This is a genomic window from Azoarcus sp. KH32C, from assembly GCF_000349945.1.
Lineage (GTDB): Bacteria > Pseudomonadota > Gammaproteobacteria > Burkholderiales > Rhodocyclaceae > Aromatoleum.
On sequence record NC_020516.1, the window covers coordinates 1966283 to 1988718 of the forward strand.

The 22436-nt window shown below is 63.4% G+C and carries 14 protein-coding genes; 12 read left to right on the forward strand and 2 right to left on the reverse strand.

All coding sequences use genetic code 11. The features are described 5' to 3' along the window. Window positions 1-5: 5 nt before the first annotated feature. The 10 genes from tssB to AZKH_RS26265 all read left to right on the forward strand — a co-directional run bounded on the left by tssB (window position 6) and on the right by AZKH_RS26265 (window position 15151). Window positions 6-518: a type VI secretion system contractile sheath small subunit gene (tssB, locus tag AZKH_RS08660; protein WP_041656029.1), complete on the forward strand. Its 513-nt coding sequence runs from the start codon at window positions 6-8 to the stop codon at window positions 516-518. Beyond that, the gene (gene tssC, locus AZKH_RS08665) at window positions 515-1993 is read left to right on the forward strand and encodes a type VI secretion system contractile sheath large subunit (protein WP_015435377.1); all 1479 of its coding nucleotides are present in this window, start codon (window positions 515-517) and stop codon (window positions 1991-1993) included. The genes tssB and tssC overlap by 4 nt, the downstream gene beginning before the upstream one ends. A gap of 39 nt (window positions 1994-2032) precedes the next feature. Continuing rightward, window positions 2033-2569 carry a type VI secretion system tube protein Hcp gene (locus AZKH_RS08670; RefSeq protein ID WP_015435378.1) on the forward strand — a complete coding sequence of 179 codons (537 nt, stop codon included), beginning with the start codon at window positions 2033-2035 and terminating at the stop codon, window positions 2567-2569. Between the two features lie 64 nt (window positions 2570-2633). Continuing rightward, window positions 2634-3113: a type VI secretion system baseplate subunit TssE gene (gene tssE / locus AZKH_RS08675; RefSeq protein ID WP_015435379.1), complete on the forward strand. Its 480-nt coding sequence runs from the start codon at window positions 2634-2636 to the stop codon at window positions 3111-3113. Continuing rightward, window positions 3114-4952, forward strand: coding sequence for a type VI secretion system baseplate subunit TssF (gene tssF / locus AZKH_RS08680; protein ID WP_015435380.1), 1839 nt, complete (start codon window positions 3114-3116; stop codon window positions 4950-4952). Then, entirely contained in the window at window positions 4916-5974 is a 1059-nt protein-coding gene (tssG, locus tag AZKH_RS08685) for a type VI secretion system baseplate subunit TssG (RefSeq protein WP_015435381.1), read from the forward strand. Before tssF ends, tssG begins: the two co-directional genes overlap by 37 nt. A 20-nt stretch (window positions 5975-5994) precedes the next feature. Further along, on the forward strand, window positions 5995-8697 hold the full coding sequence (gene tssH / locus AZKH_RS08690; RefSeq protein ID WP_015435382.1) for a type VI secretion system ATPase TssH: 2703 nt from the start codon (window positions 5995-5997) through the stop codon (window positions 8695-8697). A 78-nt stretch (window positions 8698-8775) separates the two neighbouring features. After that, on the forward strand, window positions 8776-10515 hold the full coding sequence (locus tag AZKH_RS08695; RefSeq protein ID WP_015435383.1) for a type I secretion system permease/ATPase: 1740 nt from the start codon (window positions 8776-8778) through the stop codon (window positions 10513-10515). Continuing rightward, entirely contained in the window at window positions 10512-11843 is a 1332-nt protein-coding gene (locus AZKH_RS08700) for an HlyD family type I secretion periplasmic adaptor subunit (protein ID WP_041656030.1), read from the forward strand. Before AZKH_RS08695 ends, AZKH_RS08700 begins: the two co-directional genes overlap by 4 nt. A 308-nt stretch (window positions 11844-12151) precedes the next feature. Further along, window positions 12152-15151: an EAL domain-containing protein gene (locus tag AZKH_RS26265; RefSeq protein WP_015435385.1), complete on the forward strand. Its 3000-nt coding sequence runs from the start codon at window positions 12152-12154 to the stop codon at window positions 15149-15151. Here AZKH_RS26265 and AZKH_RS08710 read toward each other — a convergent pair. Next, a complete protein-coding gene (locus tag AZKH_RS08710) occupies window positions 15138-17846 on the reverse strand; it encodes a bifunctional acetate--CoA ligase family protein/GNAT family N-acetyltransferase (RefSeq protein WP_015435386.1) in 2709 nt (902 codons plus the stop codon). The two genes, AZKH_RS26265 and AZKH_RS08710, sit on opposite strands and share 14 nt — an antisense overlap. Before the next feature lie 25 nt (window positions 17847-17871). Continuing rightward, window positions 17872-20259: a 5-histidylcysteine sulfoxide synthase gene (ovoA, locus tag AZKH_RS08715; RefSeq protein WP_015435387.1), complete on the reverse strand. Its 2388-nt coding sequence runs from the start codon at window positions 20257-20259 to the stop codon at window positions 17872-17874. Window positions 20260-20558: 299 nt separating this feature from the next. Between ovoA and AZKH_RS08720 the strand changes: the two genes are divergently transcribed. Both AZKH_RS08720 and AZKH_RS08725 read left to right on the forward strand, forming a co-directional pair. Next, window positions 20559-21596 (forward strand): hypothetical protein, encoded by a 1038-nt coding sequence (locus AZKH_RS08720; RefSeq protein WP_231874496.1) that lies wholly within the window; start codon window positions 20559-20561, stop codon window positions 21594-21596. 12 nt (window positions 21597-21608) lie between these two features. Continuing rightward, window positions 21609-22424: a 1-acyl-sn-glycerol-3-phosphate acyltransferase gene (locus AZKH_RS08725; RefSeq protein WP_015435389.1), complete on the forward strand. Its 816-nt coding sequence runs from the start codon at window positions 21609-21611 to the stop codon at window positions 22422-22424. Window positions 22425-22436 lie beyond the last annotated feature (12 nt).

A 22436-nucleotide genomic window follows, 5' to 3' on the forward strand; every position in this document is an offset into this window, starting at 1 on the left:
GACTTGTGGCAAAGAAAGAGAGCGTACAAAAGCGGTTGCAGAAGGTGAGGCCGCCTCGCGTTCAGCTGACTTACGACGTCGAGAGGGGTGATGCGCTCGAGCAGAAGGAACTGCCCTTCGTCGTCGGCGTGCTGGGGGACTTCGCTGTACAAAGCGGCCAGGCACTCGGAAAGTTGCGAGATCGCAAGTTCGTCAATGTCGACCTCGACAACCTCGACGACGTCATGGCCGGGCTCGCGCCTCGCGTCGCATTTCGTGCTCCGAACATGCTGTCGCCCCAAGGCGGAGAACTGGGGCTCGATCTGACTTTCCGGAGTTTCGAGGATTTTCGCCCCGAATCCGTCGCCCAGCAGGTCGAGCCACTGCGGAAGCTGCTCGAGGCGCGGTCGAAGCTCGCCGACCTGCGCAACAAACTCGCAGGCAACGAGAAGCTCGAAGACTGCCTGAACGAGGTTCTCAGGAACAGCGAGCAGCTCGAAAGCCTCGGCGCGAAATCCGGTGAGGAGACCGAGCAATGACGATGCACGCGGGTGTTCAATCGGCAGTCGCTGCGCCGGCAGCCACTGTGCTGCTTGACAGGATCATCGAGGAAAGCCGCGTCGCGCGTTCCGATCAGGAGCGCGAACGGGCTCGGGACATCATCAGCGAACTCGCCAGCCAGGTCCTGGAGGGCGAGGTCCTGATCTCCGAAAACCTTGCCGCGTCGCTCGACGCGCGGGTCGCGGAGTTGGATCGGCTGATCTCCGAGCAACTGAGCGCAATCATGCACGCTCCCGCATTTCAGCAGCTGGAAAGCGCCTGGACCGGCTTGCACTACCTGTGCAAGCAGACGTCGACCCAGGTCCGGATAAAGCTGATGAATGCGTCGAAGAACGAGTTGATCAAGGATTTCAAGACGGCGATCGATTTCGACCAGAGCGCGCTCTTCAAGAAGGTCTACGAGGAGGAGTTCGGAACCTTCGGCGGCGCCCCCTTCGGTACCTTGATCGGTCAGTTCGAACTGACGCGGCAGCCGGAGGACATGTATTTTGTCGAACAGATGTCCCATGTCGCCGCTGCGGCTCATGCGCCCTTCATCGCTGCCGCATCGCCCGAACTGTTCGGCCTCGATTCCTATACCGAACTGGGTAAGCCCCGTGATCTCGCGAAGGTGTTCGATACCGTCGAGTACGCGAAGTGGAAATCGTTCCGGGACTCCGAGGACGCACGCTACGTGGGCCTGGCGCTGCCGCGCTTTCTCGGGCGGCTGCCCTACAACCCGATCGATGGCGTCACCACCGAAGGGTTCAACTTCGTCGAGGACGTCGATGGTTCGGATCACGACAAATACCTGTGGTGCAGCGCGGCGTTCGCCTTCGGGGCGCGCCTGACCAGCGCATTCGAGAATTTCGGCTGGTGCGCCGCGATCCGTGGCGTCGAAGGGGGCGGCTTGGTCGAGGACTTGCCGACTCACACCTTCCGCACTGACGACGGAGAAGTGGCCTTGAAGTGCCCCACCGAGGTCGCGGTGACGGATCGACGCGAGAAGGAACTGAGCGACCTTGGTTTCATTCCGTTGGTCCATTGCAAGAACACCGATTACGCCGCGTTCTTTGGTGCCCAATCCGCGCAGAAGCCCAAGAAATATGACAGCGACGCGGCGAACGCAAACGCGTCGCTTTCGGCGCAACTGCAATACATCTTCGCCGTGTCGCGAATCGCCCATTACATGAAAGCGATGATGCGCGACAAGATCGGCAGCTTTGCGTCGCCCGCAAATGTCCAGGGCTATCTGCAGCGCTGGATCGACCAATACGTCACCGCCGACGACTCGGCGTCGCAGGAAACCAAGGCGCAGTTCCCATTGCGGGAAGCTTCGGTCGAAGTGAGCGAGGTGCCGGGGCGAGCGGGCGTATACCGCGCCGTTGCGTTCATCCGTCCGCATTTCCAGCTCGACGAGCTTTCGGTGTCCTTGCGTCTCGTCGCCGAGTTGCCCGGTGCCGGTCAGGGTTGATCCTGAATACCAGTTCTCAAACAGAGGAGCAGCGTCGTAATGAAGGACATTTACATCGAATTCAAGGGAAGCGACATCAAGGGCGATTCCCGCGATACGCGCCACAAGGATACCGTCGAGGTCTATAGCTGGACGCACCAGATGCGCCAACCGAAGTCGGCCACCGCGTCGGCTGCGGGCGGGCACACCGCGGAACGTGTCGAACATGGGGAAATGATCTTCACGAAGGATATCGACGGCGCGAGCCCCAAGCTGTACCAGGCGTGTTCGTCGGGCCTCGTCGTCAATGATGTGATCATCTACTTCTACCGTGCCTTCGGCGGCAAGAACACCACCGGCAATCCGTCTTCGACGCAGAGCCGGCATCAGTTCATGAAGATCGAGCTCAAGAACGTCATCATTGGTTCCATTTCACCGAGCGTGAGTGGAGAAGGGATCCCGCAGGAAAGCTTCTCGCTGAAGTACTCCGCGGTGAAGTGGACCTACGACGAACTCAATATCGACGGAACCAAGTCGGGCAAGGTCAATATCCAGGGCGCTTGGAACCTGGCGAAGAACACGCCGAACCTGACTTGATGGTTCGTGTCACGCACGATTGCGGCGGAAGCACGTTTCCGCCGTTTTTCTTCCGGCCATCGCGATGAAGGGATTCGAACCGTCGCTATTCGACAAGCTCTTCGACGATGTGCCGATGCTCGCTACGCGTCGTCGTCTTTCCCTCGAGGAATTGAAGGACTCCGTCGCACGAGATCTTGAAGCGCTGTTGAATGCGCGCACGATACTTGACGACGAGGCGATGGGGGACTTTCCTCAAGTTTCCGACTCGGTCGCAACCTTCGGGCTGAGCGACTTCGCTGGACTGAGCCTGGCCAGCGTGCATGATCGTTTCCGGATCTGCGGCTCGATCGAAAGGACCATTGCGCGTCACGAACCGCGCCTCAGGGCCGTTCAGGTGACTCTGGAACTCAATCGTCAATCGACCAATGCACTCTATTTTTCGATTCGGGCCGTGCTGGTCGTGAGACCGGCGCAAGAACCGGTGAGCTTCGACGCCTTGTTGCAACCCACGACATTGCAGTATTCCGTGAACAAACAGCGACTGCGTGGAGTGGCATCCTGAATGGAGGAACTGCTTCCATATTACGAGCGGGAACTGGGATTTCTGCGTCGGCATGCGCGGGAGTTTGCTGAGCGATATCCGAAGATCGCGGCGCAGTTGCTGATCTCCGGCGAAGGCTGCGACGATCCGCATGTTGAGCGGATGATCGAATCCTTGGCGCTGTTGAATGCGCGAGTCACCAAGAGACTCGAGGACAGCTATCCTCAGTTCACTGAGGCGCTCCTCAACGTTCTGTATCCGCATTATCTGCGACCGTTTCCGTCCTGTTCGATCGCGTATTTCGATACCGAGGGCAACGCTCAGGCTCTGTCGGCCCCTGTGAGCATCCCTCGGGGGACGGAACTGCATTCGCGCCCGGTAAAGGGCGCGGTCTGCCGGTTCCGTACCGCCTGGTCAGTGGATCTCGTACCCGTGCAGGTGGCCGATGCGACCTTTGAGCCCGTCATACGCGCGCCCGCAGACCTTGCATTGCCCCTCGGCAGTTGCGCGCTGCTGTCGCTGACTCTTGAAATGCCGAGGGGTGAGGGCACCCAGGCGAACATCGGCCAGTTTCCGTTGCGGTTCTACATCGACGCCGAACCGTCCGTGGCGGCCGCGGTACGGGATGCCTTGTTCCTCAAGCTCGCTAAGCCATTCGTCATGGGAGAGGACGGAAGATGGGTGGCGTGCCCGGAAGATTTGATCGGTGAGGTCGGATTCGCCGATGATGAGGCGCTGATCGACATGCCGGCCAGTTCTCATCGGGCCTATCGGCACTTGACTGAATATTTCGCCTTCCCGGAGAAGTACAACTTCTTCGACGTCGCCCTGCCGCGACTGTGCCCATCCGTACGCGCGGCGACCCGGATTACGCTGCTGCTGGTGATGAAGGAACTGCGCGCGGACAGCGATGCCTCGCGCCTGCTGCAAACACTCACGGCGAAGAATTTCAGGTTGGGGTGCGTGCCGGTCGTGAATCTTTTTCCGCAACGGGGCGATCCGATCCGCGTTACTGAAAGAGTGTCAAGCTACCCGGTCGTGGCGGATGGTCGCCGTGCATTCGCCTACGAGGTCTACTCGATCGACGCCGTGCGACGCGTACGCCAGTCCTCCGCCGGGGAAACGGTCGTCGAGTTTCGGCCCTTGTTCTCGCTGCAGCATGGCGAGGATGTGGGTCGTCATGGCAACTACTGGTATGCGCAGCGCAATGGGTTGGTGGCTGGAAGAAGCCCGGGGTACGAGACGGAAATTTCGCTAGTCGATTCCGATGTTGATCCCATTCAGCAGAAGGCCGACGTCCTGAGCATCCAGCTCACGTGTACTAACCGGGAGTTGCCGACGTTCATGTCGGTGGGCTTGCCGTCGGGGGATCTGTTTGTCGAAGGCGGATCCGTCGCGAAGTCGATTCGGCTGTTGCGCAAACCGAGCCAACCGTATCGCTTCGACCTCCATGGCGATGGCCAGTGGCGCCTGATTTCCCATCTCTCGCTGAATCATTTGTCTCTGAGCGGAAGCGGTGTTGCTGCATTTCGCGAGATGCTGGCGCTCTATGATTTGCCGCGCTCCGCTTCGTCGCGGCGACGCATCGAGGGCATCCTCGCGATCGAGCAGGCGGAAAAGACGGTTTGGATGGCGGGCCGGCCGTTCGCGACGTTTGTGCGCGGATTGGAGGTCAGGATCACCGTGGACGAGGCCAATTTCGTGGGCAGCGGTCTGGATCTCTTTGCCCAATGCATAGACCGCTTCCTAGGCTTGTACGCCCATTTGAACAGTTTCGTGCAACTGGTGCTGCTATCCGGCAGGACCGGTGAGGAGTTGATCCGATGCGTCCCACGTACCGGCGAATCGATCCTGGGCTGATCGAGCAACTCGCGTCGGCACCGCAGCGATTCGAGTTCTTCCAGGCGGTCCGGCTACTAGAGCGGGTATTTGCAGCCCGGGAGGGGCGTCTTCCCCGTGAACGGCCCTTGGAGTCGATCCGCTTCCGCAATTCAACAGCGCTTGCGTTCGCCCCAAGCCAGATCGAAGCGGTCGAGTGCCACCGTCGCGTCGATGCCGAAGGGCAGGAGAGCGGCGAGCTGGAGCGGATCGAGATTACGCCCAGTTTCATCGGCATGTTGGGCATTCACGGTACGCTGCCGTCCCATTACACGGAGCGCGTTGCCGACCGCGAGCGCTTTCACAAGGACCGTGCTGCCCGCGCCTTTTTTGATCTCTTCTCCAATCGGGCGGTTGGTAATTTCTATCGTGCTTGGAAGAAATACCGCCTGCCGGTCGCCTATGAGCAAGACCGGCGCCAGTCCTTCCTGCCTATGGTCCTTGCGCTCGCCGGTCTGGGCTTCGATGCACTGCGGGATCGATTTCAAAGCGACTCGGGCGGCGTCGATGATGAAGTCATCGCGCATTTCGCCGGCGTGCTGCGGCAGCGTCCGCTGTCGGCCGCAGTGCTGCAGGACGTGCTCGCAGGCTATTTTCGTGTGCCGCTGCGGGTCGAGCAATTCGTCGGGAAGTGGTATGCGCTGCCGCTGGACCAGCGTTCGACGCTCGGCGGAACGAACGCCGCTTTAGGGGCCTCGATGCTGCTGGGCGAACGCGTGTGGCAGCGAAGCCTGCGCATTCGAATCTGGATCGGGCCACTTGCCGACGACATGCACGCCCAATTCCTTCCGCGGGGCGAGCGGGCGGCTGCGTTGGAGAAGCTGTTGTCGCTTTCGACCGGACATCACTTCGAATACGAGATCCGACCTATCCTGCATGCAGATCATGTCCGCCCTGCGCGGCTCGGCGGCGGAATGCGGCTCGGTTTCGACAGTTTCATCCTCACACGTCCCGCGGATACGGATCGTGACGATCCGATGTTCGAATCGCACCCTGTCCATTGACTCGGAACAAGCCAGGAATAATGAGTACTTCCCTTAAGACACTGATCAGCAAACTCAACAACACCAGTCGCAAGGCTGCGGAACGTGCCGCGGGCCTTTGCATGGGACGTGGCAACTACGAGGTGGACTTGGAACACTTGTTCCTGGCACTGCTTGAGCAGCGTGACAGCGATGTGTATGTAATCGCCAGGCGCTGCGGAATTAGTCCGTCCGCTCTGGAACGGGACTTGATGCGGGAGATCGAGGGATTCAAGAGTGGAAATTCGCGTACGCCCGTCTTCTCCCCGCATCTGCCCCGTCTGTTCGAGCAGGCGTGGTTGCTTGCCTCACTGGATGAACGGTTGCCTCGTATCCGCTCTGGCCATTTGCTGCTCGCGCTGCTGACGGAACCCGAACTGTCGCAACTGGCCTTGCGCGGGTCGCCCCTGTTCGCACAGGTCAAATTGGCCGAGCTGAAGCACAACTTTTCGGCACTAACGGATGGTTCTGCCGAGGCAACTGAAGCAATTGGCTTGTTGGCGGACTCAGCTACGGTCGCCTCCGCCCAAAATGTCGACGGTCGGACGACAGGCAGAGATGGCGCAGCGACTCCGGCTCTGGATCAATTCACGACCAATTTGACGCAACGTGCCCGGGACGGCAAGGTCGATCCGGTGATCGGTCGCGATAGTGAGATTCGGCTCGTGATCGACATCCTGATGCGCCGGCGGCAGAACAATCCGATCCTGACCGGCGAGGCCGGAGTGGGCAAGACCGCCGTCGTAGAGGGGCTCGCACTGAGAGTGGCATCCGGCGACGTGCCGCCGCCCTTGCAGGAGGTCGAGCTTCATGTGCTCGACATGGGCTTGCTGCAGGCGGGGGCAAGCGTGAAGGGTGAGTTCGAAAATCGTCTCAAGAACGTCATCGACGAGGTGAAAGGGAGTCTCAGGCCCATCGTGCTCTTCATCGACGAAGCCCATACGATGATCGGTGCGGGAGGGCAGTCGGGCCAGAACGACGCGGCCAATTTGCTCAAGCCGGCGCTGGCCCGCGGGGAGTTGCGCACCATCGCTGCCACCACGTGGGCGGAGTACAAGAAATACTTCGAGAAGGATGCTGCGCTGGCTCGTCGCTTCCAGGTGGTCAGGGTCGAGGAGCCCACGGAACCGATGGCGGCGGCGATGCTGCGCGGGATGGTGCCGTTGATGGAAAGCCATTTCGGGATCCGCGTGTTGGACGAGGCGGTGACCGAGGCGGTCCGGCTGTCCCACCGCTACATCAGCGGCCGTCAGCTGCCGGACAAGGCGATCAGCCTGCTGGATACCGCGTGCGCGAAGGTCGCGCTGGGACAGAGTTCGATTCCCGCGCTCATCGACGACGACGAAAAGCGATTGCTACGCAACCGGACGGAATTGGCCGTGCTGGAACGCGAAGCGACGACCGGAGCCGGTCATGATGCCCGCTTGGGCGAATTGCGGGAGCAGATTGCAGCCATCGAGTGCGATCTCGCGATCCGGAAGGCCCGTTTTGACGAAGAGCGGACGCTGGTGGAGGAGATCCTGGGCTTGCGGCGCGGTATGGAAGACCCGATGGAGCAGGTCGGGGCGGATGTTGCCCATGCCGAGGACCCCAGGCGTGCCATCGGCCGGCGCTCGGCGAAGGACGAGTTGGACGCACTGATGTCGCGATTGCGGGACATGCAGGGCGAGACGCCGATGGTCCCCCTTCACGTGGACGGTCATGTAGTCGCGGAAATCGTGGCGGCATGGACGGGGATTCCCCTGGGCAAGATGGTGAAGGACGAAATTCGCACGGTGCTGAAGCTGAAACCGCTACTGCAGGAGCGGGTGATCGGACAGGACCATGCGTTGGAGGCGGTTGCTCAGCGCGTGCGGACAGCGCGCGCGAACCTCGAGGATCCGAACAAGCCCAAAGGAGTCTTCATGTTCGTCGGGCCCTCGGGCGTCGGGAAGACCGAAACCGCGCTTGCCCTGGCCGATATTCTCTACGGGGGGGAGCGCAAGCTCGTGACCATCAACATGAGCGAATACCAGGAGGCGCACAGCGTATCGGGGCTCAAGGGTTCGCCCCCCGGGTATGTCGGATACGGGGAAGGAGGCGTGCTGACGGAGGCCGTGCGGCGCAATCCTTATAGCGTCGTACTGCTCGACGAGGTCGAAAAGGCGCATCCCGATGTATTGGAACTGTTCTTCCAGGTTTTCGACAAGGGCGTGCTTGACGATGCCGAGGGCCGGGAGATCGATTTCCGCAACACCCTGATCATCCTGACGAGCAACGTTGGCTCAAGCCAGATCATGCAGGCGTGCCTGAACCGGTCTGGCGAGGAGATGCCCTCGGCGGAAGACTTGGGAGCGTCGCTGCGGCCGGTGCTGTGCAAGGCGTTCAAGCCAGCCTTTCTCGGGCGCATGCAGGTTGTGGCGTATTACCCGATTTCGGATGAGGTGCTGGCGCAAATTATCGTGCTCAAGCTCGGCCGCATCCGCGACCGCATCGCGACGAATCACAAGGCGGCTTTCGTGTGGGACGAAAAGCTGGTGGGTGCCGTTCTCGCGCGCTGCACTGAAGTCGACTCGGGGGCCCGCAATGTCGATCACATCCTAAATGGCACCCTCTTGCCGGAGATTGCCGAAGCCGTTTTGGCACGCATGGCGGACGGTGCGCAGATCCAGAGGATCCGGGTGACGGCCTTGAAGAGCGGCGAATTCCGTTATTCGATCAAATGAACCGATTCGCATGAGTCGCGACGGCTGCGGCGAGGGCCGGTGTTATACTCCAATTGATTGATCTCTCGACGGAAAAGCATGGATTCGCTGTACAACCTTCTCAAGCGTCCGCTGCTCCACGTGGCGGGCTTCTCGTTCGTAGTGAATCTGCTGCTGCTTGTGCCGTCGTTGTTCATGCTGCAGGTGTTCGACCGCGTCTTTTCGAGCCAGAGTGGAGATACCTTGCTGGTGCTGACGCTCGGCGTCGGCATCGCACTCGCGATGATGCTTGCGCTCGACTACCTGCGCAGCCGGTTGCAGGGCGTGATCGGCAATCTGGTGTCGGATTCCCTGTCTCCGATGGTCGCCCGGATCATGCTGGCGATGGGGGCCCAGCGCGCTGGGCGCGCGCCGTCGGAAGGCTTGCGTGACGTAGCGTCGCTTCGGACCTTGTTCTCGTCGCAGGGCGTCGTTGCGCTGTTCGACGCGCCCTGGGTGGTTGTCTATGTCGCGGTGATCTTTCTTGCGCATCCCGCGCTGGGCATCGCCGCCGCCCTGTCGGCATTGCTGATGCTTGCGTTGGCTTACCTGAACGATCGACTGACGCGGCGCGATATTGAAGGAGTGGTGAAGGCGTCGAGCGAAGCCACGCGCTACCTCGAGGCTTCGCTGCAGAACGCGGAGGTCGCGCAGGTTCTGGGGATGAGCGACGCGCTGATTGCCCGCTGGCGTGCCCGCAATGCCGATGTATTGGCGTTGCAGTCGCCGACGGCGCGCAAGTCGGTCGCGATGACGGCATTTACCCGCGTCGTGCGCCAGAGCGTGCAGGTGCTGATGATGGCGTTGGGCGCCTGGCTGGTGATCAACGGGGAGGCGACGGCCGGTGTGATGATCGCGACGACGACACTCCTCGGTCGTGCGCTCGCGCCGGTCGAGCAGGTGGTGGGAAGCTGGCGCGTGCTGGCGGAAGGACGGGCGGCGTGGCGTCGGCTTCAGGAGTTGCTGGGTACGGTTGCGGCCGAGCCGGAGCGGATGAACCTGCCGCCGCCGACGGGGCAACTGGTCGCGCAACAACTGGTCTATCGGCCGCCACGTGGGGAGCGCACGATTCTGGCGGGCGTGTCGATGCAGTTGGAGCCGGGCGAATCGGTAGCGGTGATCGGCCCTAGCGGTGCAGGCAAGTCGACGCTGGTGCGCCTGCTTACCGGTGTGTGGAAGCCGACGGCGGGTACGGTGCGCCTCGACGGCGCCGATCTTGCGGCATGGCCGCGTGATCAGATCGGGCCGTGTATTGGATACGTGCCCCAGGACGTCGAACTGTTTGGCGGGACCGTGGCGGAGAATATCGCGCGGCTCGGTGAGGTCGATGGCGAGAAGGTCGTGCGTGCGGCGAAGCTCGCCAATTGCCACGAGATGATCCTCGGGTTGCCCGATGGATACGATACCCTGGTCGATCCGCAGAGCGCGCTGCTGTCTCCGGGACAGCGACAGCGCATTGCGCTGGCGCGTGCGTTGTACGGGGATCCGCGCTTGGTGATCCTCGATGAGCCGAATTCGAACCTCGACGGAGCCGGTGAACAAGCGCTGGGCGAGACGCTCAAGGCGCTGCGTGGCAATACGACGGTCGTGATCGTGACGCACCGGACGACACTGGTTCAGCACATCGACAAGATCCTGCTGATCGAAGGTGGTCGGGCGCAGAAATTCGGGCCTGTTGCCGAGGTGATGGGCGCCGTGCAGGGGGGACGAGTGGCCGTCGGTGGCGGCGGACAGGTGGTGCCTCTGCCCGGTGCGGCAGTGGCCCGGCCCGGGGCGGAAGCAGGTGAGGCAGCACGATGAGCGGCGCAATGACTGTGGTGAGTGATTCGGTGGTCGTGCATCAGACCGAGGCGCGTCGGCTCGCCCGAAGCGGGAAGTATGTCCTGCTCGGCGGTCTGCTTCCGGTGGTGCTGTGGCTTGCCCTGGCGCCCTTGAGCTCGGCGGTCGTCGCTCCGGGGGTCGTTAAGGTCGATCTCAACCGGCGGACCGTGCAGCATGCCGAAGGCGGCATCGTGAGTGAGGTGAAGGTCCGCGACGGGCAGCATGTGAAGCAGGGTGATACGCTGATCGTGTTGGGCGACGTGGGCGTTGCCGCCGACGAGAATCGCTGGACCTATCGCGTCAAGGCCGAGCGCCTCAGCATGGTGCGGCTGGAGGCCGAGCAGGCGTTTGCCGGCACGCTGGTGTTTCCGGCCGAGTTGGTCAAGGCGGCGGCTGAGGATGCTCGCCTGGCAGAGCTGCTGGGCAAGGAGCGCGCCTTGTTCTTGGCCCATCGCAGTGCGATCGTCGGCCAGTTGTCCTTGTTGGGCAGCCAGCGGGCCATGGTGTTCTCGGAAATTTCCGCACTCAAGGGGCAGATTGCGCAAGCCGAACTCGCGCTCAGGCACCAGCAGGAAGACCTCGACCGGAATCGCAGCCTGCAGAAGGATGGTTTCATTTCGACGTCCCGCATCACGCAGTTGGAGGCGAGTGTCGCGGACTATGGCGTCAAGCTTGAGGAAAAGCGCACCGATCTGGCACGGGCCGAGCAGCGGGTCGTCGAGATCGACCTGAAGGTCCGGTCGCTGGAGAGCGATTTCCGCCAGCAGGCGAGCGATCAGTTGAAAGTAACGGCTGCACGGCTGACCGAAATCGAGCAGGAGCAACGCAAGTCTGTGGATGCGGCTGCCCGCCAGGTGATCGTTTCGCCGGCGGACGGTGAGGTGATCGGCTTGAAATTCACGACGCCGGGTGCGGTGATCGCCCCGCGTGAACCGATTGCCGATATCGTTCCGAAGGACCCGCGGTTGGTTGTCGAGGCGCGGCTGCGCACCGAGGATTCGAGTCGCGTCACGAAGGATCAGCTTGCGGAGCTGCGCTTTACGGCGTTCAAGTACCGGACGACGAAGATGGTGCAGGGGCGTGTGACCTACGTGTCCGCCGACCGGCTCGTCGATCAGAATGCCAATGTCGCGTACTTCAGCGCGCTGATCGAGGTGGATCCCGCTTCACTGGCCGACGCCGGGAATATTCAGCTGCTGGCTGGGATGCCTGCCGAAGTCTATATCAAGGGTGAAGAACGTACGCCCCTGCAATATCTGGTCGAGCCGATCACCCAGGTTTTGCGACGTGCCGGGCGGGAGCGTTGAACTGCCCCTATCCTCGGGCGGGCGGCACGGCGACGACGGATAGATCCGTTTAATCGACCCTGACGTGTCGATAGCTGCCCAAAAATGATGCAGGATTCCGAAACGTCTTTGGCAGAAGCACTTGCGGGCTCCATCCATCGGGAGCTCACAGGTTTATCCACAGCCGATGGGGACAAAGCGGCGCACTACTGAGCAGGGAGCGCGCGGGGGCCGCTAGTCCTGACGGCTCGATCGATAACAAACATCGCCACTTCTGGATTGCCTTGTCGAACAGGCTGCTTTCTCCCTCCGTGAAGATGTTGTTGCGCATGCTGCCCTGGCTGGTCGGCATGGCGGTGCTGATTGCCGGGTTGTCGGTAGGGATTGCACTCGGGCGTCTGGATGCGGCACGCAAGCTCAGCGATGCGCGTAGCAGGACAATCGCCGAGCTGGCCGTCGTTCAGGCGGAACTCGACGGGGTGATGAAGGAAGCGCTCAGCGGCGCCGAGGGGATCGTCCACCTCGTGCAGCATCAGGGCGACATACCGCAGGAACTCTTCGATGCGATGGCGGAACAGATCATCCGCAATCACCCGCAGATCAGGAACATCGCCTACGCACCGGGCAACGTAATCACGCGCCTCTATCCGTTAGCGGGGAATGAAAAGGCGCTTGGGCTCGACTACCGCACGATTCCCGAGCAGTGGCGAACCGTTGAGCGGGCGATGACGTCGGGCACCCCCGTGCTGTCAGGACCTGTCCCGCTCGTCCAGGGCGGCTCGGCGGTGATCGTCCGCGCCCCTGTGGTGCTGAGCTCGACCGGCACCTCGGGCCGTCGCGGATATTGGGGTGTGATCTCGATCGTCGGGGACATCGATCGGATCCTGAGCGATGGCGGAGTCACTTCCTCGGCAGCCTTGCATATCGGCGTCCGGGGCAAGGATGGCGAGGGCGCTGCGGGCGGGCTTGTTGGTGGCGACGCCGCAGTATTTGCCGACGACCCGGTCGTCACGAAGCTCGGCGTGCCCGGGGGCGAATGGACGCTCGCGGCAACCCCGATAGGCGGGTGGCCGCGGCTGGCGATCATCGAATCGCAATATTTTCTCGCCGCGCTGGCAAATTCGTTGCTGCTTGGCTTGCTGGCCGCGATGCTTGTCGCACGTCACCGTGAGTTGCATGAACGGCACGGGCTGCTGGAGACGGAGAGTCAGGAGCGTCAGCGCGCCGAGCGGGCCTTGCGGGACAGCAAGAATACGCTACAGGCGATCGTCGATAACGCGCCGGCGCTGATGTATATGTTCGATCTCGAAGGGCGGCTGCTGTTGTGCAATCGTCCGTTCGAGTCGATGGTTGGGCGTTCGAGCGACGAACTGCTCGGACGGACGCGCGAGGAGTTCCTGCCGCGCCATATCGCTTGGCAGCATCGGGCCAACGACCGCGAGGTGCTCGAGCTGGGGCGGATGTGTGAGTTCGAGGAGAGGGGGCTCGACGCAGACGGCGTGCATACCTACCTGACGACGAAGTGTCCGCTGCGCGATGAAAGTGGACAGGCGATCGCAGTCATCGGGATGTCGACGGACATCACGCAGCGCAAGGCGTCCGAGGAGGCGTTACGTCTCGCCTCGACGGTGGTGGAGTGCACGGCGGATGGCGTCGTCGTCACCGATCCGGCCGGACTGATCATCGCGACCAATCCGGCCTTCACGGAGATTACCGGCTACACCGCCGAAGAAGTCAGGGGCAAGCGCCCGAACATCTTGAAGTCCGATCGCCATGAGGCGGACTTCTACCAAACGCTCTGGAGTTCGATCACGACCGCGGGCGATTGGCAGGGGGAGATCTGGAATCGTCGCAAGAGCGGTGAGATTTTCCCCGAGTGGTTGACGATCAGCGCGGTCCGGAACGCCGACGGCAGCATCTGCAATTACGTGGGCGTGTTTTCGGACATCTCGGCAATCAAGCGGAGCCAGGAAGACCTGGAACGGCTCGCGCATTTCGATCCGCTCACCGGCCTGCCGAACCGGGTGTTGTTCCAGGACCGGATGCAGCATGCGATCGATCGCGGCGATCGCTATCGGCACAAGATCGGCGTGTTGCTGCTCGACCTGGATGGTTTCAAGACGATCAACGACAGCCTCGGCCATCCTGTCGGAGACCAGTTGCTGCAGTTGGTCGCGGCGCGGCTCAATACCTGCGTTCGAGTTGAAGATACGGTCGCTCGCCTGGGCGGGGACGAATTCGCGGTCATTCTTTCGGAGCTGAGTGAAGGCACCGACGCCGTGGAGGTGATCCGGCGCATTCTTTCCGTGATTCAGGTGCCGTTCGAAATGACGGGCGGCAACGGCATGGTGACGACCAGCATCGGCGTCGCGGTCTACCCGGACGACGGCCATTCCGTGACCGAGCTGATCCGTAATGCCGATGCCGCGATGTACGAGGCAAAGGGTGCCGGCAGGAATACCTATCGCTTCTATCAGCGGAACATGACTCAGGAGGCCCAGTCGCGGCTGCATCTCGAGAACGCACTGCGCCGGGCGATCGAAAAGCGCGAATTCGAGGTGTGGTTCCAGCCGCAGTTCAGCCTCGCGGACGGCGCCTATCTCGGAGCGGAGGCTCTGATCCGCTGGCGGGATCCGGAGCGTGGGCTGATTCCGCCGATCGAGTTCATTCCGCTGGCCGAGCGCAGCGGCCTGATCATTCCGATCGGCGAGCAGGTGCTCGAAATGGTGGGGGAGGCGGCGCGGCGCTGGCTGGATGCCGGATTGAGCGTTGGACGGCTTGGCGTCAACGTGGCCGGACCTCAGATCGAACGCAGCGACTTCGTCGCGGTCTTGCGCCGCGTGACCTCGCAGTGGAATCTGCCCCCGACGGTGCTCGAGATCGAGATCACCGAAACGGTCATCATGGAGAACCCCGACCATGGCCGCCGCGTGTTGCACGAGATTCAGGCGCTCGGGATTACGACCGCGATCGACGACTTCGGTACGGGTTATTCGTCGCTCGCCTACCTGAAGAAGTTGCCGATCGACACGATCAAGCTCGATCGCGCTTTCGTGAAGGACGTGCCGGATCATCCGTGGGACGTGGCGATCAGTCGGGCGGCGATTGCGCTGAGTCACAACCTCGGTTTCAAGGTCATCGCCGAGGGGATCGAGACCGAGGCGCAGCGGCGCTTCCTCCACGAGGAAGGGTGTGACGAGGGGCAGGGCTATCTCTTCGCGCGCCCGATGCCGGTCCAGGACTTCGAGGCGTGGTTGCGGGCGAGGGCGACGCCGACGGGGACCGTCCGGTCGCAGCTTGCCGTCAGTGACGGCGCTAGCGCGCCCTAGCTTCTTCCTGCAGCGGGAGGCGTACGTGGACGATGCCGGGCTCGTCGGACGCGCCCGCGCTGAAGCCGAAGACCTTCAAGAGCTTGAGCATCGGTTCGTTCTCGGCCATGACGTCGCCCGTCATTTCCTGGATGCCGCGCTGGCGTGCGTAGTCGATCATCTTGATCATGAGTCTTGACCCCAGGCCCAGACCTTTCATGTCAGACCGGATGATGATCGAGAATTCGGCGCTGTGGTTGTCCGGGTCGGCGATCGCGCGGATCACGCCGAGGGTTTCCGGCTGGCCGCTGTCGTCCTGGGCGCTGGCGATGAAAGCCATCTCGCGGTCGTAGTCGATCTGCGTCAGGCGAGCCATTTCACTGTGCGGGAGCGTCCCGATGTAGTGGAAGAAGCGGAACAGGATGTCTTCGGGCGTGAGGCGCGACATGAAGACGTAGTGCGTGGGTTCGTCTTCGGGGCGGATCGGGCGCAGGACGACGGATCGGCCGTTGCGCAGCGTGGCTGTTTCTTCGAGCCCTTGCGGGTAGGGGCGGATCGAGAGGCGCTGCGGCTTGGGTGGTTCAGGGGAGATCTGGATGTGCGCGTCGACGGCGACGACGCCCCGGTCGTCGGCGAAGAGCGGGTTGATGTCGAGTTCACGGATCTCGGGCAGGTCGACGACGAGCTGCGACACCTTCGTCAGCGTCAGTGCGATGGCGTCGCGGTCGGCTGCAGGGTGCGTGTGGTAGGCGGCGAGCATGGGCGCGGCGCGGCTGCGGTCGATCAGGTCCTGGGCGAGCGGCAGGTTGAGCGGCGGCAGGCCGACGGCCAGGTGGCGGTAGACCTCCAGCGCGCGGCCGCCTTCGCCGAACACGATGATCGGGCCGAACAGCGGGTCGGTGGCGACGCCGATGATGAGTTGGCGGGCGTGGGCGCGGGCTTCCATCCTTTGCACGGCGAAACCGCTGACGGCGGTGTCCGGGCGTAGCGCTTTGATTCGGGTAAGCATGCCTTGCGCAGCTGCCGCCGCCGCCGCGGGGGTCTCGACGTTCAGTGCGACGCCGCCGACTTCCCATTTTCGACGGATGTCGCGCGACATTACGCTGACCGATACGGGTGGGCCGATCCGATCCGCGACGCGGGCCACTTCTTGCGGATCGGCGGCCAGGACGCTTTGCACGATCGGGATGCCATAGGCGTCGAGGATCGCCTTCGCTTCGGGTTCGGTGAGGCGGGTGCGGCCTTCGGTGAGGGCGCTGCGGACGATCGCGCGGGCGCGATCGACGTCCGGGAGAAAGTCGTGCGACATCGAGGGCGGCACCTGCATCAGGACTTCGCGCGCGAGGCGGTGATTGACCATGTGCAGGAAGGCGCGTGTCGCGTGCTCCGGCGTGTCGAAGGTGGCGATGCCGGAATCGACGAAGAGTTTGCGCTCCGCTGCGACGCTTTCGTCGCCGACCCAGCAGGTGAGGAGGTTGCCGCCTGAATTGCGGATGGTCTTGATGACCGTCTGCGCAATGTCGATGCTGCTCGTCAGGGCGTTGGGCGTGTGGACGAGCAGGACTGCATCGCCGTCGCGCTCTTCGGCAAGAATCTTGAGGACGTCTTCGTAGCGCTTGGACGGTGCATCGACGCGGATGTCGATCGGATTGCGACCGTCCCAGCCGCTTGGGAGGAGGCGGCGCAGCCGAGTGACGGTGTTCTGCTGCAGTTCGGGCATCGCATAGCCGCCGAGGTGCAGACTGTCTTCGGCCATGATGCCGGCGCCGCCGCCGTTGCTGACGACGACCAGACGGTTGCCGACCATCGGCCGGGAGCGCACGACGGTCTCGACGGCGCCGAAGAGTTCGTCGAGGTGGTCGACGCGCAGGATGCCCGCGCGGCGCAGGACGGCGTCGAACACGTCGTCCTCGTCGATGAGGCCGGGGGTGTCGAGGAAGAGCGGATCGGCGAGGGCGCCCGAAGTGGCGCGCGGGGCGCGTCCCGCCTTGATTGCGACGACCGGCTTGTTGCGGGCGGCCGAGCGCGCCGCGGCCATGAAGCTGCGGCGGTCGCGGATTGATTCGATGTAGAGCAGGATCGCGCGTGTGCCGGGGTCGCTGCCCAGAAAGTCCAGGGCTTCGCCGAAGCCGATGTCGAGCGCGCTGCCGAGTGAGACGAAGTGCGAGAAGCCGACCTTCTTCGGCAGGGCCCAGTCGAGCACCATCGTGCCTACCGCGTCCGACTGGGACACGAAGCCGACGTTGCCGAGCTGAATGCTGACCTGGGAGAAGGTCGCATTGAGGCCGAACTGCGGCACCATCACGCCCAGCGTGCCGCCGCCAAGCAGGCGCAGGCCGTGGCGACGGGCGGTTTCGAGGATCGTCTGGTCGAGCGGACGGCCGTCCGGGCCGATCGTGGTGGCGAGATGGCCGGCCATCACGATCGCCGCGCGCGTGCCGCGTCGCCCGAGCTGTTCGAGAATCCCGGGGATGGTCGCAGCCGGGGTGCAGATGATTGCGAGGTCGGGCGTGCGCGGCAGGGCGTCGACGTCGGGGTAGGCGAGCACGCCGCCCACTGCGTCGCGCTTCGGATTGACCGGCATGATCACGCCGCCGAAGCCCCCCGCGAGCAGATTGCGCATCAGCACGCTGCCGATGCGGTGGGGCCGCGAGCTTGCGCCGATGACCGCAATCGATTGCGGGTTGAACAGACTCTGCAGGTAGCGGAAGCTCATGATTCGGGGCGGTGTCGTGAGAGAGTCATCGTACGCGCCGGCACAGCAGCGCGTGGGTGACGATGTACTGATACTTGCGTGCGTGTTCGCGGATCAGCAGCGGAAACTCGGCTTCCTTGACGAGCTCGAAGCCGTCGCCGGCCAGCATCGCGCGTAGCGTGTCCGCACTGTGGACCGGCCCCTTGGCGTCCGAATAGCCTCCTAGCCAGGCACCGCGCGGCGTGAACTGTTCGAGCCAGGTGTAGGGCGAGAAGATCGCCAGCATCCCGCCGACGCGAACGAGCCCGCGCGGGCCGCCGAGGCGTCCGAGCAGAGAACGCGGACTCGGCAGGCGGCACAGCAGGTTGGAGATCAGCACGGCGTCGTAGTCGGCGAGTTCGGTCGGCAGCGAACAGGCGTCCGCCTGACGGAAGCTCACACGCTCGCGGGCGATCGCCGGGTCGATCCGGGTGGTGACGCGGTGGCCGAGTTCGCCCTCGTCGCGGCAGAAGTGTTCCAGCGTGCCGTTGCGCTTCAAGGTTTCGGCAGTGTCGATGAAGGCGCGACTGAGATCGACGCCGAGGACTTCGCGATAGGCTCGTGCCAGTTCGAAGCTCGCGCCGCCGACTGCGCAGCCGATGTCGAGGGCGCGCTCCATCGGTGCTCCGGCGGCACGCGCGCCTTCGGTCAGCCAGCGTGCGCAGCGCTGAGGGAATTGACAGGCGTCGCGCGGCCCGGATTCGAACGGCATCTGTTCGGCGGCGCTGCCGAAATGCAGCAGTAGGTAGTCGTCGACCATCTGCGCGCTTTCATAGACTTGGCTCGCAGCGTCCTCGGTGTCGAGGCGCACTGCGCCGCCGTCATGATCGGCCTGCACGACGCGGAAGCCCGCATGCTGGAAGAAGTGCGGGCGGAAGTGAAAGCGCGACCAGACGCTCGCCTCGTCGCCCGTCGAGATCCACGAGCCACCGAGGATCATCTGGTGCTGGCCATCGTAGCAGGGGCTGCTGAAGTCGTCGTAGTAGGGGTGGACCTGGGCGCCGGGCAGCGGGTTGAAGTGGTCGCCGAGCCATTGCCAGACGTTGCCGAAGACGTCATGGAAACCCTTCGCCGTGGGGCGGCCGGCGTCGACCGGGGACGAGGAGCCGCAGCCGAGATTGAGGTTGAGCTGGTGTTCATGCAACAGCCTGCTGCCGTCGGCCGTCATCACGGCGTCGTCGGACACGCCGGAGACTACATCGCGCAGGGCGTTGTGTTCGGCCTCGCTCGGCAGCCGGTAGGGCTTGCCGTCGCGCTCGGTGAGCCAGGCGCAGTAGGCGCTCGCCTCGTGCCAGTTGACCTCCGCAGGCCAGTCCCACTGCATGTCGATGACTTCGAAGAGCGTACGCAGCCGGTATTGGTGGTAGCCGGCGGGGCCTTCGGGTACCCAGAAGGCCGGCCACTTGATGTTGCGGTACTTGCGCCATTCCCAGCCGGTCGCGGACCACCAGCGCGCTTCGCGATAACCGCCTGCGACGACGAAGCGGTGGAACTCGCCGTTGGTGACGAGTCGCTTGCCGGCGCGGAAGGGCTGGACCTCGGCGGTCCGGCTGCCGTACTCGTTGTCCCAGCCGTAGGAGGGCCAGTCGGCCGGCTTGCCGAGATGAACGGTCGTCGCCGGCACGGACAGGAGCTCGAGCTCCGGATAGTGCCGGCCGGGTTGCGGCTCCGTATTGGCCTGTCCCCGTCGTCGGGCGGACGGATGCAGGGCAGGCCACGCATCCGGGCGGTGCAGCAGGTTCAGCGGCAGCTCGTGCATCAGCACCGACGAGGTTTCAAGATGGATGCGCTCGTGCTCGAAGCCCATGAAGAGCGCCCACAGCGGATGCGCTTGGGTGATCGGCGCATGGCCGTCGGCAAGGTCGGGGTGGTGCGCGATGACCTCGCTGACGCGCCGATACACCGTCTTCCGGTAGGCGTGCGCTTCGTCGAAGGACGGCCACAGCATCGTGTTTTTCGACATGTCGTCCCAGCGCATCTCGTCGACGCCGGTTTCGAAGATGCGCTCGAAGTAGGGATTGATGGGCGCGTCGATCAGCCCGGCCACCCGCAGCTTGTTGATATAGAGTGCCGGCGGATGGCAGTAGTAGAACAGCATCGGGTGCCGCAGATGGTGGTAGGGTGGCCGATAGAAGGCTTCCTCGCCGATCAGGCCCGAGAATAGGAGTTCGGTAAGCGTCCAGCCGTTGTCGAAGTAGGCCTGGACTTCGCTGCGCGTGCAGCGGGCAAGGTCGGGGAGCGGCAGCGAGGTCAGCGTGCCGTCGGGTTGCAGGCCGGGGCTGCGCGACGGGAGGAGTCCGGTCCACCAGTCGGTCGGGCGCGGAAGCGCGAGCTGCGACTCGAACCTTCCGCTCAGGTTTTGCCGCCACGCTTCTTCGGTCGTTTCGATCGTCATCGCGGGATCTCCTGTCCGGGAGAATTTGAAGGCCTGGAAGGACTTCAGCGGCAAAGGATACCCCCGCCTTGCGCGCTATGCCATGGTAAAGCCGGCCGGTGTGCAGCGTGCTTGTCTTGCATCTCTTCTACCGGTATGTGAAGATGCGGCCTCCGGATATTGCAGTGTATCTGTAACTTTCTGTTTTAAATAACAAATTTACGTCTTGTAGAAGGCCTTTTCGCAGACGGCGCGGCGTGTCGTCAAGGATCGGCGGACTTTCGCTTGGGGCGGAAAGGCGTGGTGCGCGGATGGCTTTCTTGGGTGGTCTGTCTCTGAATTTCCTGCCGGTCGAAGTGCCGGGACAAATGCCCGCGCAGTGGTGGGATGAGGTATTGGGTGTTGCAGTCTATGGCGGGGCTTCCCCGACCGGGTGGCCGCAGTACGTTCCCTCGGTCCAACTCGCGATGCCGCCGCTTGCCGGGGCCAGTGTGGCATGTGAAGTGTGGCGTGCCCACGGACCGCTGATCGACGGGACCCTCGGAGGGATCCGCTATCGTCGCAACGAGTCGGTGATCTTCGGATGCATCGAACTGTCGGAAGGCGAATTCGCCGGTCAGGACGCGGCGGAGTCGCCGTCGGGGTTGCACCGGGCGACACGTTCCATCTACGAACGGCTGTTCATGCTGCTCGACGAGATGCGCTATCCCGGTCTGCTGCGGGTATGGAACTACCTGCCGGATATCAATCTGGAGGCGGACGGGAGCGAGCGCTACTGGCAGTTCAATGCCGGCCGGCAGGATGCCTTCATCCAATGCGGGCGGACCACGGGCGGTAACGTGCCGGCCGCTTGTGCGCTGGGTTCCGCAACCGGCCCGGTCGCCCTGTACTTCATCGCAGCGCGCGAAGCGCCGCTTGCGATCGAGAACCCGCGCCAGATCAGTGCCTATCATTACCCGGAGCGCTACGGTCCGCGTAGTCCGACGTTCGCGCGTGCGGGTCTGTCGCGTCCGCACGGATCGCCGCTGCTGTTCGTGTCCGGCACGGCGAGCATCGTTGGCCATGAGACGCGCCACCACGGCGACGCGATCGCTCAGACCGTCGAATCGCTGCGCAATATCGAAGCGGTCCTGGCGGAGGCGCGGCGACATTCGGTCGATGCGCGATTCGGTCTGCAGGATCTGGCGTACAAGGTCTATGTGCGTAATCCGGACGAATTCGAGGTCGTGCAGTCTGCGTTCGAGGCGCATCTCGCATGCGATGCGCCCGTCCTCTATCTGCAGGCGGACGTCTGCCGCAGCGACTTGCTGGTGGAAGTCGAAGCGTCGGCCGGGCATGAGGTGGAGTACGCACTGTGACCGGAGTGCGGCGTGAGTGAGTCGTCGCGGAAGGTGCAGGCGGGCTTCTTCCGGAAACTGCGCGAGTACGCGATGCTCTATCTGGGGCTCGGCTACCTGGGGGCGATCTGCCTCGCGTGGACGCCGCTCGCAGTGGCGCTGTATCCGCTACTGCCGTCCGGGCACGGAAAGCGGCTCGGGCGTTTCGTCATCAATCGCGGCTTTCGCGGCTATCTGCGTTTCCTGACCGGGATCGGCGCCTGCCGCTTCGATCTTTCGGCGCTGGACGCGCTGCGCGGGCAGGGACCGCTGATCCTTGCACCGAACCATCCCTGCCTGCTCGACGCGGTGATGGTGATTTCGCGTCTGCCGGATGTGGCCTGCATCATGAAGGCGGGGCTGATGGACAACGTGTTCCTCGGCGCCGGGGCGCGGATGGCGCGATACATCCGTAACGATTCGCCCCTGCGCATGCTTGGAAGTGCAACGGAAGATCTCGCAGCCGGCAGCTTTCTGCTGGTGTTCCCCGAAGGCACGCGGACGACGCGCCGCCCCGTGAATCCGCTGATGGCTAGCGTCGGCCTGATCTCGAGGCGGAGCAAGGTGCCGGTGCAGACGATTTTCATCGAGACCGAATCGTCCTATCTTTGTAAGGGATGGCCGCTGTTCCGCAAGCCCGAAATGCCTGTAACCTACCGGGTGAGGCTGGGGCGCCGTTTCGACCCCCCGGCGAAGGTCCAGCCCTTCATGGCTGAACTCGAAGCGTATTTTGCTGCCGAACTCGCACACGCGGTCCTGCCGGAATTGCCGGTGCAGCCGGGTGTCTCCGCGTCGCCTGTTGACGCCTGAAACTGCTACAGA